The organism is Actinomadura sp. NPDC048955 (assembly GCF_040649435.1).
GTDB lineage: Bacteria > Actinomycetota > Actinomycetes > Streptosporangiales > Streptosporangiaceae > Spirillospora > Spirillospora luteofluorescens.
Window position 1 is genome coordinate 1 of sequence record NZ_JBEZJI010000105.1, and the last position, 13,704, is coordinate 13,704.

The 13,704-nt window shown below is 67.4% G+C and carries 14 protein-coding genes and 3 pseudogenes; 4 read left to right on the forward strand and 13 right to left on the reverse strand.

The features are described 5' to 3' along the window. Nucleotides 1–208: 208 nt before the first annotated feature. From AB0C84_RS43925 to AB0C84_RS43985, 13 genes and pseudogenes are all read right to left on the reverse strand, one after another. Nucleotides 209–694, reverse strand: a complete 486-nt coding sequence (locus AB0C84_RS43925; protein WP_361078349.1) for an FCD domain-containing protein — start codon at nucleotides 692–694, stop codon at nucleotides 209–211. 36 nt (nucleotides 695–730) lie between these two features. After that, a pseudogene (locus AB0C84_RS43930) lies at nucleotides 731–910 on the reverse strand (GntR family transcriptional regulator); the annotation flags it as partial. A 205-nt stretch (nucleotides 911–1,115) separates the two neighbouring features. Then, nucleotides 1,116–2,027: a polysaccharide deacetylase family protein gene (locus AB0C84_RS43935; protein WP_361078314.1), complete on the reverse strand. Its 912-nt coding sequence runs from the start codon at nucleotides 2,025–2,027 to the stop codon at nucleotides 1,116–1,118. After that, nucleotides 2,014–2,727, reverse strand: a complete 714-nt coding sequence (locus AB0C84_RS43940; RefSeq protein ID WP_361078317.1) for a fumarylacetoacetate hydrolase family protein — start codon at nucleotides 2,725–2,727, stop codon at nucleotides 2,014–2,016. Before AB0C84_RS43940 ends, AB0C84_RS43935 begins: the two co-directional genes overlap by 14 nt. Before the next feature lie 3 nt (nucleotides 2,728–2,730). Continuing rightward, nucleotides 2,731–3,906, reverse strand: coding sequence for an MFS transporter (locus tag AB0C84_RS43945; RefSeq protein WP_361078320.1), 1,176 nt, complete (start codon nucleotides 3,904–3,906; stop codon nucleotides 2,731–2,733). A 68-nt stretch (nucleotides 3,907–3,974) separates the two neighbouring features. Next, nucleotides 3,975–5,402, reverse strand: coding sequence for an amidohydrolase family protein (locus tag AB0C84_RS43950; protein WP_361078323.1), 1,428 nt, complete (start codon nucleotides 5,400–5,402; stop codon nucleotides 3,975–3,977). Nucleotides 5,403–5,404: 2 nt separating this feature from the next. Next, nucleotides 5,405–6,154: a sulfite exporter TauE/SafE family protein gene (locus tag AB0C84_RS43955; protein ID WP_361078325.1), complete on the reverse strand. Its 750-nt coding sequence runs from the start codon at nucleotides 6,152–6,154 to the stop codon at nucleotides 5,405–5,407. Then, on the reverse strand, nucleotides 6,148–6,891 hold the full coding sequence (locus tag AB0C84_RS43960) for a tyrosine-type recombinase/integrase (protein ID WP_361078328.1): 744 nt from the start codon (nucleotides 6,889–6,891) through the stop codon (nucleotides 6,148–6,150). The genes AB0C84_RS43955 and AB0C84_RS43960 overlap by 7 nt, the downstream gene beginning before the upstream one ends. A gap of 382 nt (nucleotides 6,892–7,273) precedes the next feature. After that, nucleotides 7,274–7,495, reverse strand: a pseudogene (locus AB0C84_RS43965) (integrase core domain-containing protein); the annotation flags it as partial. A 4-nt stretch (nucleotides 7,496–7,499) separates the two neighbouring features. Then, nucleotides 7,500–8,873 (reverse strand): annotated as a pseudogene (locus tag AB0C84_RS43970) (IS30 family transposase). Then, nucleotides 8,861–9,505: an IS3 family transposase gene (locus tag AB0C84_RS43975; RefSeq protein WP_361078331.1), complete on the reverse strand. Its 645-nt coding sequence runs from the start codon at nucleotides 9,503–9,505 to the stop codon at nucleotides 8,861–8,863. The pseudogene AB0C84_RS43970 and the gene AB0C84_RS43975 overlap by 13 nt, the downstream one beginning before the upstream one ends. Further along, nucleotides 9,505–9,810: a transposase gene (locus AB0C84_RS43980; RefSeq protein ID WP_361078334.1), complete on the reverse strand. Its 306-nt coding sequence runs from the start codon at nucleotides 9,808–9,810 to the stop codon at nucleotides 9,505–9,507. Before AB0C84_RS43980 ends, AB0C84_RS43975 begins: the two co-directional genes overlap by 1 nt. Before the next feature lie 142 nt (nucleotides 9,811–9,952). Beyond that, nucleotides 9,953–10,933 carry an AraC family transcriptional regulator gene (locus AB0C84_RS43985; RefSeq protein ID WP_361078352.1) on the reverse strand — a complete coding sequence of 327 codons (981 nt, stop codon included), beginning with the start codon at nucleotides 10,931–10,933 and terminating at the stop codon, nucleotides 9,953–9,955. Nucleotides 10,934–11,084: 151 nt separating this feature from the next. On the opposite strand from AB0C84_RS43985, the gene AB0C84_RS43990 reads away from it, so the two are divergent. The 4 genes from AB0C84_RS43990 to AB0C84_RS44005 are packed head-to-tail and all read left to right on the forward strand — an operon-like array spanning nucleotide 11,085 to nucleotide 13,226. Next, a complete protein-coding gene (locus tag AB0C84_RS43990; protein ID WP_361078337.1) occupies nucleotides 11,085–12,023 on the forward strand; it encodes an NAD-dependent epimerase/dehydratase family protein in 939 nt (312 codons plus the stop codon). After that, nucleotides 12,020–12,490: a DUF4158 domain-containing protein gene (locus AB0C84_RS43995; RefSeq protein ID WP_361078340.1), complete on the forward strand. Its 471-nt coding sequence runs from the start codon at nucleotides 12,020–12,022 to the stop codon at nucleotides 12,488–12,490. The genes AB0C84_RS43990 and AB0C84_RS43995 overlap by 4 nt, the downstream gene beginning before the upstream one ends. Before the next feature lie 14 nt (nucleotides 12,491–12,504). After that, nucleotides 12,505–12,843 carry a hypothetical protein gene (locus tag AB0C84_RS44000; protein WP_361078343.1) on the forward strand — a complete coding sequence of 113 codons (339 nt, stop codon included), beginning with the start codon at nucleotides 12,505–12,507 and terminating at the stop codon, nucleotides 12,841–12,843. A gap of 59 nt (nucleotides 12,844–12,902) precedes the next feature. Then, the gene (locus AB0C84_RS44005) at nucleotides 12,903–13,226 is read left to right on the forward strand and encodes a hypothetical protein (protein ID WP_361078346.1); all 324 of its coding nucleotides are present in this window, start codon (nucleotides 12,903–12,905) and stop codon (nucleotides 13,224–13,226) included. Nucleotides 13,227–13,704 lie beyond the last annotated feature (478 nt).

A 13,704-nucleotide genomic window follows, 5' to 3' on the forward strand; every position in this document is an offset into this window, starting at 1 on the left:
ACCAACCGTCCTACCAGGGGCTTCTTAACGTCCGGCACCGCCCACGCCGTCCGCGATCATGCTGTGATCAGCGCACACGGAACTGCCGCTGAAAAGGCTCAGCGGAGACAAGTAGTCCTCCACCGGTCGGAGGTTTTCTTTCCCCGTGACGTTTGTCTGCCGCCTTGTGAAGGCATGCCCCGCTGCGGATGGGTAGAGTGCAGCCCCCTCACGGCCCCAAGGGAGAGCTGCCATCGGCGGTGGCCTCGGCGTTGAGGGGACGATAGGCGCGAGCTGCCGCCTCGATGTGGAACTTGGCGGCCTCCCGTGCGGCCTTCGGGTCGCCGGCCCGGATGCCGGCGATGATGGCGCGGTGCTGATCGGTTATCGCGCAGGCCCAGTGAGGGTCGTCCAGGTTGGCCACGGTGGTCACGGCAATGCGGTCCCAGACGCGGTTCAAGGCGTCTTCGAGAAATGGATTGACCGCCGCCGCCGCTATGGCACGGTGCAGGGCCAAGTTCGCCTGGGCGGAGGCGCGAGCATCATGGGCTTCCACCGCAGCCTGAACCCGGTCTGCGGCGCGGTCGAGCGCGTCGACCTCGACGGGGGCGAGCCGACCCAGCGCTTGGCGCTCGGCGGCCAGTTCGGCGGCTAGCGCCTCAAGGTTGGCACGGAGCGTGAACAGATGCGCCGCGTCCTGCGGGGTCAGGCCCACGACGGCGACTCCCCGCGCTGCCGGCACGACTAGCCCGTCGGTCAGAAGCCGTCCGAGCGCCTCTCGCACTGGTGTGCGGCTCACTCCTAGCTCCCCTGCCAGTGCTGATTCCGTCAGTCGCTGACCGGGGGCGTACTCGCCCTGCGAGAACCGGCGGCGCAACGCCAGGTAGACCGATTGCGTGCTACCGATCAGAGGTTCGGGAGAGACGGCCATTTTGTGAGCATACACTGCATGCAGATTCTTGGTCGGGGGTGCGCCAGACCCTTCGGCCTTGGGTCGGCTCAGCCGTAACCCCCGTCGGGTCGGCGGTGTGCCCGTAGGTCCCACCGCTGCTCGGCAGGTTTCGAGGGCGCCAACGCACGAGGGGCGGTCAGGATCTGCTCTTGCCGATACCGACCGCCCCCGGGACTAAACGGAGCTAACTTGCGATCAGGCCATCTGGCTCCCGACGGAGTGCCGGTGCAGGGCGGTTCTCTTGATACCAGTCGAGAATCTGGTCGCCGGTCCAGAACTCGACGTCACGATGGGCATGGATATGCTGGATGGCCTGCTCGAAATACTTCAGGCGGTGCGGTACGCCCATGATGTAAGGGTGGACGACCAGAGCCATGACCCGCGCGGTGTCGGCGGAGTCCTTATGGATCTGGTCGAACTGGTCGACCGCTCGCTGGAAGTATTCGCGGGCGGGATGATGCTGGATCAGCATCATCGCGACGTCGTTGCATTCTTGGGTGTAGGGGATGTTGACTAGGGGCGATGTTCGGGTACGCAGTTCCACGGGTTGGTCGTCGAGGACCCAGTCGCACACATACTCGTATCCCTCTTCGACAAGGATGTCCGGCGTCTCCCAGGTCTCCGTTAGTCCAGGGCCTAGCCACCCCCTGGGGCGGATGCCGGTCGCCGACTCGATCGCCCGTGTGGTCGCCTGGATGTCGGCCCGTTCGTCCTGGACCTTCTGCATGTTCTTCTGGGTGAACCCGTGGCCGATGAACTCCCATCCGCGTTCGCGTGCCGCGCTCGTGATCTGCGGATAGTGCTCGACGGCCTGTCCGTTTATCGCCAGGGCGGCGCGCACGCCCTGCCGGTCCAGCGCTTGGAGCAGGCGCCAGAAGCCGACGCGGTTGCCGTACTCGTGCCAGGCCCAGTTGGGGACGTCCGGCGCGGGGATGCCGCCCGCCGGAGGGGTGAGGACGGTGCGGGGCATGGGGTCGGTGTCGGACCAGGTCTCCACGTTGACGATGATCCACACCACCGTCCGTTTGCCGCGAGGCAGACTGAGCGGTGGGCGGCCGTCGATGGGTTCGTAATCAAGCCGTTCACTGGGACGCATGGGTTTCTCTTTCGCCGATGGTGACGGTCAGAACAGGCAGGCCGGTGATGTCGACCCGGATACGGTCGCCGGGGTGCACGGCGGCTACCCCCGCCGGAGTGCCGGTGTAAATGAGGTCTCCAGGCATGATCCGGTAGGAGCGGGACAGGTGACTGACGATCTCAGGCAGGTCCCAGATCATCAGCTCGAGGCTTGTGCGCTGCCGCGGCTCGTCGTTGACGCTGAGCAGCAGCTCACCCGAGAGCGTTCCGGCGGCCTCGTCGGCGGGGAGGATGGGCCCGCAGGGCGCCGAATGGTCGAACGACTTGCCGGCCTCCCAGGGACGCGCCATCTCCCGGCACTCGCGCTGGCGGTCGCGTCGGGTCAGGTCGATGCCCGCGGCGAACCCGAAAACGTGTGCCACAGCGTCCCGTGGGCTGAGATCAGCGCCCTCCGTGCCGATGGCGGCGACAAGTTCGCCCTCGAACTGCAGGTCGTCGGTCTGGGGAGGGTAGGGGACGGTCGCGCCGGTCGCGACGACCGCGTCGGGCGGTTTCTGAAAGAAGAACGGGTCGTCGCGTTCGCTGCCCTCCCTCATTTCCCGAATGTGGTCGATGTAGTTGCGCCCGACGCAGTAGACGCGGCGGACGGGGAAGACCTCGGTGCGTCCGACGACGGGAAGGGCGGTCTGGTCGATCGACCAGAGCAGAGCAGGGGTCATGGCTCAGTCCTTTGTGTTGTCGATCTTGCTGAACAGTTCCGGACGCAGACATAGGCCCAGCACGGCGCCGAGCACCGAAAGACCGACGATCTGCACCATGGCCGCCGCGGTCCAGCCGGCAGCCGCGACCAGGCTGCTGAACAGGAGCCCGGCGACGCTTGCGGCAACGTAAACGCAGGTGACGAATAGGCCGGCCACACGACCGACACCTTTCTCGTCCACTGACTTGACGAGGTAGCCGACGGCGGCGACGTACACGCCACTGCTGGCCGCCAGCCCGAACAGAAACGAGAAGACGGCCTGCCAGGCAGTTGTGCCTGGGACGAGGAAGAGCGCGCATCCGCAGGCCGCGACACCGAGATTGAGCACCGGAATCAGGACGCGGGGGCTCATCCGATCGACCAGATGCCCGCCGAACGGGGAGGCGAACGCCGCCAGCCCGGACAACCCGACGACGAGCCCCGCGGTGCCCGACCCGTAGTGCAGCTCCTCGCGCAGGTAGGTGGCGTACAGGCCGATGAAGGAGAAGTCAACCAGGCCGAAGAGCGCGGTGATGACGGCAAGCGTCAGGGGGTTGCGCGACAGCAAGCTGCCTGCACCGCCGACGTGCGACGTGAAACCGGCCGTCGCGTCGGCCTCAGTGAGCCTGGGCGACACGAACACCACGATGGCCAGAGAGAGGACGATGCCGAAGGTACCGAAGGCGAGCATGGGCGCTCTCCAGGTGCCGTAGCTTTCGAGCAGGCCGCTGCCGACGGCGGGGCCGATCACCGATCCGGCGGCGAAAGCCATGTTGATGCTGCCGACCGCCACGCCTCGCCGGGCCGAGAACGTGCTGGACGCTACCGTGATGATCGCCGCCAGTTGAAGCGCTTCCCCGACCCCGGACAGCACACGCCACACCAGCATGTCCGCGAAGCCCACAGAGACTGTGGTCAGGACGGTCGCGGCAGAGAACACCAAGGTGCCGAAGACGATCGTGCACTTGCGTCCGAACAGGCGCTGGATGCGCCCGGCGGGCAACCCCGCCAGCCCCATCCCGAGCGCGAACACAGTGGCCTGCAGGCCCGCCGCCTCGATCCCGAAGCGGTATTCGGCACGGACTTCGACGAGCAGGACCGGGAAGACCATGCGGTCCATGGCGTTGACGGCATAGGCCAGCAGCAGGAGGCCGAACATAGCCACCGCTGTGCGGGAGGTCAGCGGCGGTCTCGGTACGGAGGGGGCTCGAGGGACAGGAGTGGCGCTCATATCGGACCTCCTGGAGATTGGGCATTCGCCGGGGTTGGGCTACGGGATTGAGTGCCATCGAATGGAGCGATGCTGGCGGCGGCCGGCCCGTTCCGGTTCCCCTCTGCCGCTGCCCTTCGCACCAGGGCATCACGGCGGGCGGCGGCCACGGTGACCGGATCTTGCTCGCCTCCGAAGCTTCTGAGTCGTCCGTGCCGTTTGAGGATTCGGCCGTCGGCGATGACGGTGTCGATGTTGTCGATCTGGCCGGTGTACACCAGTGCCTCGACCGGATCGCCGGAGGGCACCAGGTTGATGTCGGACGAGCGAAGGAGCACGAAGTCGGCGCGCTTGCCAGGGATGAGGGAGCCGGTGACCTCTTGGAGGCCGAGGTCCCTGGCGCCGTCGATTGTTGCCAGCTCTAGCATCCTGCGTGGTGTGATCACGCCGGATCCGGTGCGGGCGGCCTCCACCGAAATGATCGTGCGCAGGTGCCCCAGGACGTCAGCGCTGGTGGGCATGGCAAGAGTGTCCAGAGACAGGGACACCTGCACTCCGGCTTCCAGAAGTTCGGTGATCTTGGGAAACCCCATCGTCCGCAGCTCCGTCATCGGGCTCAGCGAGACTCTGGTCCCGGTCCGCGCCAGCGCGCGGATGTCCTGCTCGTCTGCGTGCACGACGTGGATGAGTTGCAGGTCCTCACCCATCAGGCCGAGTTCTTCGAGGCGGACCAGACCGCAGCCGCGGCAGTCGTCCTCGCGCAGGCACCGGTCGCAGTGCATGGTGATCGGCAATCCGAGCGAGCGCGCCGTTTCCCACTCGCGCTCGTACACGCGCGGCGGAGTCCGGTAGGGCCCGCGGACCGCGATACCGAAGTCCAGGCGGCCGTCGAGCCGGTTCTCCGGCCAGCGCGTCCGCAGGTCTGCCAGGTCATGGAGGTCGTTGGTCGTGCCCGGCTCGGCGGAATCGGGGAAACCGTAGGAGAAGCGGCCGCGCAGGCCGGAGTCCAGATGGGCCTGGATGTTGGCGTCGGCGTCATGCGGCCCGCGGACGTTGTGGTCGAAGTTGTGCACGGTGGTGATGCCGCCGCTGATGGCTTCGGCCAACCCGAACCGCGCAGCCCAGTAGAAGTCGGCCACCTCGAAGTGCGGTGCGAGGGCTCGTTTGACCGTGAAGTAGTCGTTGCCGGGCCGGTCGCCGACCATGCCGCGCAACAGGGAGTTCCACAGATGCCAATGCGTGTCGACAAAGCCCGGCAAAGTGACCGTCCCGGTCCCGTCGACGAGCTGCACGTCGCCCGGAACCCGGTCGGTGGCATGCGGGCCAATCTCGATGATCCGGCCGTCGCGGACCAGGATGTCGGCGTGCGGCAGGTCCCCGACGGCGGAATCCATCGAGATCAGGTGCGTCTTGGTGATGAGCAGGTCGGTGCGCTGGGGAAGCATGGTCACCTCAGGAAAAGCGCGGTGGACAGAACCAGACCGACACCGACGATGAGCCGACGAAGGTGATGCGGGGGCAGGTGCCGGGCAAGGGTGACCCCGCCGCGCCCGCCAGCAATGCCGGCGAGCGACATGACGAGGGCGGGCGTCCACTGCACAGGACCGAACACGGCGAAGCACAGCGCGGACACTGCGCCGACGATCAGCGACAGGGCGCTCTTGAGCGCGTTGAGCCGGTGTAGATCCTCGGACACGAAAGTGCCGAGGATCGCGAGCATCATCACGCCGAGCCCTGCGGCGAAGTAGCCGCCGTAGACGGAGACCACGAAATGGGCGAGGAGCAGCCCGCGCCCACCAACCTCCGTCCCGGCCCGCGAAAGGCGGCGGGCCACCATCGGCTGCGCGGCCAGAGCGATGACGGACGCCAGGACGAGCACCGGGACCACGGAGGTGAACTGCTCGGCTGGAGCAATGAGCAAGATCATCGAACCTACCGCCGCACCGGCGACGCTCACTGCGGCAAGCCGCCGGGTGTGGGGGGCGACCGCGACCATTTCCTGTCGATAGCCCGCCAGCCCACCCACATAACCCGGCAGGGTCGTCACCGCACTTGTGACGTTGGCCGTCACAGGCGGGTAGCCCATCGCCAGCAGCGTGGGGAATGAGATTAGTGAGCCGCCACCGGCCACCCCGTTCACGGCGCCGGCCAGGACTCCCGCCACCGCGAGGACGGCCAGTTGCCAGGGACTCAGCACGGCGCCCCCTCTCGCTTGAAACTCACACGAGCTAAGTATGCAGTGCATGCAAAGCATGTCAAGAGTCCGTCGGCGACCCTAACGGGGCTTCCACCTGGCACGACGGGCCAACGAGCGCCGCTTCCCCATCGAGCCGACGGCGAGCTGCCGCTGCGGCGATCTGCCGATGCCGGCGCCATGGAATCTGAAGTTCGAGCCTGAGCCGAACGCGGTGACCTGCGCTTTCTGTCGCGGTCATGGCTGTGAGGGGCACATTCAGGGCCCTTGCGTTTTCGATCTTGCCCGCCTGGTCGAAGAACTGATCCATGGCCAGGGGCACGGTCGGCCGCATTGGGCATCAGATGCGCGTACGTCCGGAGCGTGAAACCGGGGTCAGCGTGCCCGAGGTACTCGGCCACGGTACGGATGTCGACACCCATAGCGAGCCACGCCGAGGGCGCCGTGTGGCGAAGGACGTGCATCCCATTCTCAGGCGTCTCGGGAACTCCGATGGTCTTGCGGACCGCATGCCACATGTAGTTGGAGCCGCTCCCCTGATGGGGACGGCCACTCGACCGAGCGACCAGGAGCCGCGCCGTGTGCGGGGGGCCGTCCGGAGTCTTCCAAGGCAAGGTCACTTCCACCGGCGGGTTTGCGGCGATGTGAGCCGAAGCGCGCAGCGCGAGCGAACTGGGCAGCGGCACGCCACGTTCCTTGACCCCCTTGGCGAGGCTGAACGCGAGCCGCTTGGCGACCAACCGCGCCTGCCGCCGGACGCTGATGTAGGATCGCCGAGAAAATCGAGGTCATCGACTGCCAAGCCGACGACCTCCCCTTGCCGCAGACGCGCCTGGCCCGGACAGGCCGCGCGTCGGCGCGGTCCCCAGGCCACCGCGCTTGATCCCAGAGAGCCCAATTCGGCAACGCGCTTTGTGATGTACTTGTGGATCTGCCGGATGCTAGAGAGCTAGATCGTTGATGGGAAATATCGGTGTTGGTCAGTGGTCGTAGGCGATCAGGGAACGTTTGACGGGTGAAGCGCCCCGGTTTCGATGGAGGCTCTAGGTTGTGGCTGTGACCTGCAGCTCTGTGTGGGGTTGGGAGTAGTAGAGGGACTCGTATTCGTCGGGGTGGGATATGGCCGATCTCACCGTGCAGTCGGGTGGTGTTGTACCAGTCGACCCACTCGGCGGTGGCCAGCTCGACGCCGGTCCGGTTCTTCCACGGCCCATCAGGTTTGATCAGCTCGGTTTTGTAGAGCCCGATCGCCGACTCCATCAACGCGTTGTCCAGCGCGTCGCCGACGGTGCCGATGGAGGCGTCGACCAGGTGCCTGGTGAACCGGAAAGAGGTGTATTGGGCGGACCTAACGGGTGGACGCAACACCGGCCTGTTGGAGCGATAGTAAATGGTCACTTCGACGCCTCGGCAGGTGTCTTCCAGCCAAGGGGCTTACGAGGTCGGGCGTTGAGAGCCGCTGCGACTGCCGCGATGTCGTCGGCGCTCCAGCGAGACAAGTCTGTGCCCTTCGGGAAGTACTGGCGGAGTAGGCCGTTGGTGTTTTCGTTCGTGCCGCGTTGCCACGGGCTGTGCGGGTAGGCGAGGAAGACCGGGACGCCCGTCTCGATCGTGAACTGGGCATGTGCTGACAGCTCCTTGCCTCGGTCCCAGGTCAGTGACCGGCGCAGCTGCTCAGGTAGGGCACTGATGGTGGCGGCGAGGGCGTTCTTCATCGTCTCGGCGCCGTAGCCGGCCAGCGGCGCCCGTTCTTGGTCCGCGGGATGACGCCGAATCCCTTCTGGCGAGGCAGGTGGAGCAGCATCGTGAAGCGGGTCGTGCGCTCAACCAACGTGCCGATCGCCGACCGCTCCAACCCGATCACCAGGTCGCCCTCCCAGTGCCCGGGGACGGCGCGGTCATCGGCCTCGGCAGGGCGCTCGCTGATCATCATCTCGGGTGTGACGTGAGCCCACGCCTTGCGCTTGGAGCGGGCTCGGGGAGCCCGCAGCGCACGACCAGTGCGCAGGCAGGCAACAAGTTCGCGCTTGAGCGCGCCACGGGCCTCGACGTATAGGGCCTGGTAGATCGCCTAGTGGCTGATCCTCATGGACTTATCTTCGGGGAGGTCGGCCTTCAGTCGGTTGGCTATCTGCTCCGGGCTTCAGGCGGTCGCCCACCGGCGGTCTCCTCGGTGCGGCTTGTTTCGCCCTTTCCGCGGCCCGGCCTCTGGTCCGAGTACCGCCCCGTCCGGACCGTGGATCTGACCGGGCAGCCGTTCCTGGACGTACTGGCGCAGTCGATCGTTGGTGGCCAGCTTGGCTGCCTTCGGGCGCTGGGCCACCAGATCGGCCTTCCAATGCGCGACCGACGCGCGGTAGTCCAGCCGGCCGCGGCGGGTCGCGGCGTTGCGCCGAAGCTCGCGGGAGATCGTCGACGGGTGGCGGCCGAGTCGCCGTGCGATCTCCCGAACCCCAACGTCCTGCGCGTTCCAGATCGCGATCTCCTCCCGCTCGTGGAAGGACAGGCACCGGCCGGAGAGCGGGGCAAGATCCATCGGTGGCATGCCGCCACCATGCCGGAACCACCTGCCACCCACCGCCTGCGACACCCCGACCGCAGCCGCGGCCTCCTCGGCAAGAAGCCCTTTCGCGATCTCCGGCCAGAACGCTCGCTCGATCTCCCGACGATGCGCCGGCGCACCCGGTGACCTCATCGGTGACCGCCCCGTCAGCGCCTGCATCCACCCAGCTGGCCGACCCATCCAACACTACCGAGAGCGAGGTGTTGCGACGACCGGTTGAGTCCGCCTTGCACCCCGTGACCGGAGTGGATCAGCCCGCCCGGCTGCGGGGCGCGGTTCTGGATGGCCATGCCGAGCGCGTTGGCGACCAGCGTGGATGTCTGGGTGGAGTCGATGGACCAGCCGACCACGCGGCGGGAGTAGACGTCCAGGACGACGCAGCAGTACACCTTGCCCTCACGGGTGGGTGTTCGGTGATGTCGGTGACCCATGACTTGTTGGGGGCGTCCCGGTGGGAGGTCCCGGTCGACCAGATCGGCCGCAGTTGGGACCTGCGGGACCGGACGGCGTCGCCGGCTGCCGGGCAGGCCGCGGATGCCCTCGCGCTGCATCAGCATCTCCACGGTGCCGTGCCACACGACCAGGCCGCTGCCCAAGGTGAGCTCGGCATGGACACGACGCGCGCCGTAGGTGCCACGAGAGGCGGCGTGGATCTGCCGGATCCGCTCGGTCAGCCATGCGTGCCGCAGCGATCGCGGCGAGGGCGACCGGCTCCGCCAGGCGAAGTAGCCCGACTCTGACACCTCCAGCACCCGGCAGGCGTCCTGGACCGGCAGACCTTCGCTGGCCATCACCGCGATCGCTTCGAACCGCCTTTTGGGGGCACCACCTCTCGCACCAGCTCGATCGCCCGCTTGGTGACCGACAGCTCGGTCTCCAGCTCGCGGATCCGCTTGCGGACGGCCAGCAGTTCGGCCTGCTCGGTCGTCGTGACCCCGGGCAGTTGGCCCTTGTCGATCAGATCCTGCTTGCGCCAGGTGTAGATGGTCTGGTCGCTGATTCCTAGATCACGGGCGACCTCCCGGACCGGACGTCCGGCCTCGACCAGATCCAGTACCTTGCGACGGAACTCCGGCGGGTAGCCCTTGCGTGGCATGTCGGCTTCTTCTCGGGGGGCAATGGCACGAAAGTCAACCAATGTGGCTCCACGGAGGGCGGGGTACATCAGAGCCTCCATCCGACCCGGGGCGCTTCAGCCACACGAGACAGGGAGCGGGGTGTTCAAGCCTCATCGGGAATCACCGTCTCGAAGACGTCAATGGATACGCAGAGCCCCTGTCGGGACGAGGTCGTTCTTGCCTGTCGGTGGCCGGGTCTTGCCTTCGATACTGGCCAGGGGCTTGGCCGTACTGGCGTTTGAAGGCCTTGGCGAAGGCGAACTCCGAGGTGTAGCCGGTTTGTTCGGCGATGCTGCGCAGGGGTGCGTCGCTTTCGCGTAGGAGCCTGGCGGCGGTCGTCATACGCCACCAGGTGAGATAGCCCAGGGGTGGGCGGCCCGCAAGGGTGGCAAATCGCTTGGCGAAGGTGGCCCGGGACATTCCGGCCAGGGCGGCGAGTTCCTCGACTGTCCAGGCCTGTTCGGGGTGGGCGTGGATGACACGCAGCGCCGACATCATGGCGGGGTCGTTGAAGATCGCGGCCCATCCGGTCGGGGTGCGGGCCGCTTGCTCGCCGAGCCAGGCCCGCAGGATGAACAGCAGCAGCATGTCGATGAGCGAGGTCAGGATCGCGGCGGTCCCGGCTTGCGGGGTGACCAGTTCGCGGCCGAGGAGTTCGACGGTGGCTCGCAGGGAGGTGTGTCGGCCGACCTCGGCCGACAATCGGATGATGTCGGGCAGTTCGTCGAGCAGGGGATGGGTTCGGTCGCGGTCGAAGTAGTAGGCGGCGCACAGCAGCGTGGCGGTGGGACCGGCACCGTCGATGCGCACTTGGTCGAGCGGGGCGTCACCGTCGTCGGGGCATGGCCGAAACTCCACCACCGGGCTGTCGGGATGGTCGGCCAAGGCATAGCCGGTCACGCGCGGGAGGAAGACCACGTCTCCGACGTTCAGTGGCTGCGGTGTGCTGTTAGCTGGGATCAGCCAACAGGAGCCCTGCAGAATCACGTGACAGCCCGCCCCGTCCGCGGGCGGGAAGCGCACTCCCCAGGGAGCTCGGGCGCGGGTGCGCGCCGCGTGAGGTCGGCCGCCGCGCATGGCGGTGAGCACGTCGCTGAGCATGTCCACAGAAGCACCTTATCGCCATCCGATTCAGACGCACGGACATGAATTGCAGAGAATCGGCCATGGTTCGTCGCGCTGGCCGTCCCTACGGTTGTCTTTCGGGCGGCCAGCCGCCGTCCGTGACGGTTGCGAATCTTTGGAGACTCTCTTGTCGTTGCATGTCGTGGTGGGGGCCGGCCCCACCGGAAACGCCGTGGCGCGCCTACTGGCCGAATCGGGGGAACGGGTGCGCGTGGTGTCGCGTCGCGGCGCCGGACCGGATCATCCGCACATCGAACCGGTGGCGGTCGACGCCCGGAACGTCCAGACCCTGGTGGAGACGGCGAAGGGCGCGACCGCCTTGTTCAACTGCGCTATGCCGCCCTATGACCGGTGGCCCGCCGAGTGGCCGCCCCTGGCCGGGGCGTTGCTATCGGCCGCAGAACAGACCGACGCGGGATACATCATGCTGGGCAACACCTACGGCTATGGGGCTGTCGACGGCTCCATCACCGAAGCGCTGCCGATGGCGGCCACGACCGTGAAGGGCCGGGTCCGCGCGCAGATGTGGATCGACGCGCTGGCCGCACACCAGGCGGGCCGGGTCCGCGTCACCGAGGTGCGCGCCAGCGAATACCTCGGCGCGGGTGCCGCCTCGCTCTACACCATGCTGGTCGTTCCCGCGGTGCTGGCCGGACAGCCGGTGTCCTATCCAGGTGATCTCGACGTGCCGCACAGCTGGAGCCACACCGGGGATGTGGCGCGCACGCTGGTCGCCGCCAGCCGCTACGACGGGGCGTTCGGCCGCGCCTGGCACGTGCCATCCACCTCCAACCTGTCGGTCCGAGCGCTGACCACGCGCCTCGCCGAGATCGCTGGGACGGCGGCACCGGCGCTGGGCGTCATGTCGCAGGAGGAACTGCAACGGCTGGGCCGAACCGACCCGATCATGGCGGAGATCCCCGAAATGCGTTACCTCTACCAGCAGCCGCACGTCCTGGACTCCACCCGCACCGAACGCGAACTCGAACTCAAACCCGCGCCGCTCGACGACGTCCTGGCCGAGACCATTGAGTCGGTCACCGCTACGCTGAGGAGCGCCCGATGACGGCCTTCCGCGCCGGTGAGGTGGCCAGAACGCTGGTCGAGGAGATCCCCGTAGTGTGGGTCGAGCCCGAGCCACGGCCTTCCCGCGCTCCGCTGGCATTGTGGCTGCCGCACCTGACCTCGACCAAGGAAGGGCACCTGCCCGTCCTGCGGCAGCTGGCCGAGGCAGGGTTGGTCGCCGTCAGCTTTGACCCCTGGCTGCACGGCGATCGCGGCCCCGAATCCCCAGAACAGATCGCCGAGCGCGTCATGGGGGCCGTGGAGGCGGCGCACGAGTCGGACCGTACGCTGTGGCGGCACCGGGACTTCGTGCGCACGCGGATCGGGGTGAAGTACACGCCAGCCGAGGTGCGGGCGGTGGCCGAGGCCGCGATCCGCACGGCGGTGCAGTCCAAGGACGACCCGGCCGACTTGATCAACGTGGCGTTGGACGAGCTGGTGCGGCAACGCTGCGAGCTGCCCGGCTAAACCCGCTGAACGCGATGGCCGCCTCGATCCGCACCGAGGTCAACGGTGGCATGTTCACCTCGGTGGCGGCCCGGCCGGACCGGATGCAGCGGGCGCGGTTGGAGTGGCTGCTGTGGGTCGACCCGGCGACCCGACGTAGCGAGTTCGACCGGTTGAAGGACTCGGCGCAGGCCGCGACGCTGGGCAAGTTCAAGGACCGCCTGGCGCACCTGGCCGGGTTGGACGCGCTCGGGGCGACCGAGGAATGGCTGGACGGGATACCTCCAGGCAAGATCGCGCACTTCGCCGGCAGAGGCGCGGGTGACCGACGCCTCCGACATGCGCAAGGTCCTCAACGACCACAAAGCGGCTGACGCTGCTGATCAGCCTCCTGCACGAATGCCGCACGGCGGCGCGGGACGAAGTGGTGATCATGTTCTGCAAGCGCATGGCCACCCTGCACAAGAAGGGCCGGGAGCGACTTGAGGAGATTCAGGCGGCCAACCGCGCCGAGACCGAGCGGCTGATAGGCGTGCTCGGCGATGTGCTGGCCGCGGCCCGCGAGGCCACCACACCCACCGACTCCAGCCCCGGCCAGGCGCCCGACGTCGAAGGGCCTGGTCCAGACGCCGAAGGCGTGGAGGAACGGGTCGGTCGGCTGGTGCTCAAAGCCCTCGAAGACGCCGGCGGGATCGACGAACTAGCCACCGCGGCCGAGGCGGTATCGGCATACCGAGCGAGGCCGAGAAGACCGTGACCGGCGCGCTGATCGCCGGCAACATGGAGCAGCTTGGCGCGTCCGCGGAAGCCGCGGAGAGCCAGGGCAATAAATGGGAAAACTGACGGGCAGCGCGTAGCTGTTCAGAAGACCACAGGGTTTCATGCAAACACCGACGGGCCTCCCACCGGGGGCCCGTCTCTTTGATCACGTACAGAGTTGTGGCACATCGCGCCCGGTTTCCGCCATCGTGGGCTTCTCCGTCTACGGCGGTGTCAGGGGGCGCCCTCTGATCGTGCGGCGCGGTGGTTTCCGTGGGGGCCTAACGGCCTAACTCGGCTATCCGCGACGCGCGAGGCCCCCGTTGGGGTTCTTAGAGGTCGTAACAAAATGTGTATGTAGCGCGACATGCAGTGACGGTTGGGTGTGGTGTGGGCGGGTGTGTAAGGGCGAGTAACCCCCGTGGGTCGCGTGTGACGGCCTGTGGGAGCGGGTTGAGTCGCTGCTGCCGAGGGTG

Excerpts from the sequence above, each read along its gene's own strand:
- AB0C84_RS43935 (WP_361078314.1), bottom strand. The coding sequence starts at position 2,027 with ATGCGTCCCAGTGAACGGCTTGATTACGAACCCATCGACGGCCGCCCA.
- AB0C84_RS43940 (WP_361078317.1), bottom strand. The coding sequence starts at position 2,727 with ATGACCCCTGCTCTGCTCTGGTCGATCGACCAGACCGCCCTTCCCGTC.
- AB0C84_RS43945 (WP_361078320.1), bottom strand. The coding sequence starts at position 3,906 with ATGTTCGGCCTCCTGCTGCTGGCCTATGCCGTCAACGCCATGGACCGC.
- AB0C84_RS43950 (WP_361078323.1), bottom strand. The coding sequence starts at position 5,402 with ATGCTTCCCCAGCGCACCGACCTGCTCATCACCAAGACGCACCTGATC.
- AB0C84_RS43975 (WP_361078331.1), bottom strand. The coding sequence starts at position 9,505 with ATGGCCAGCGAAGGTCTGCCGGTCCAGGACGCCTGCCGGGTGCTGGAG.
- AB0C84_RS43980 (WP_361078334.1), bottom strand. The coding sequence starts at position 9,810 with ATGCCACGCAAGGGCTACCCGCCGGAGTTCCGTCGCAAGGTACTGGAT.
- AB0C84_RS43985 (WP_361078352.1), bottom strand. The coding sequence starts at position 10,933 with ATGCTCAGCGACGTGCTCACCGCCATGCGCGGCGGCCGACCTCACGCG.
- AB0C84_RS43995 (WP_361078340.1), top strand. The coding sequence starts at position 12,020 with ATGACGGCCTTCCGCGCCGGTGAGGTGGCCAGAACGCTGGTCGAGGAG.
- AB0C84_RS44000 (WP_361078343.1), top strand. The coding sequence starts at position 12,505 with ATGGCCGCCTCGATCCGCACCGAGGTCAACGGTGGCATGTTCACCTCG.
- AB0C84_RS44005 (WP_361078346.1), top strand. The coding sequence starts at position 12,903 with ATGTTCTGCAAGCGCATGGCCACCCTGCACAAGAAGGGCCGGGAGCGA.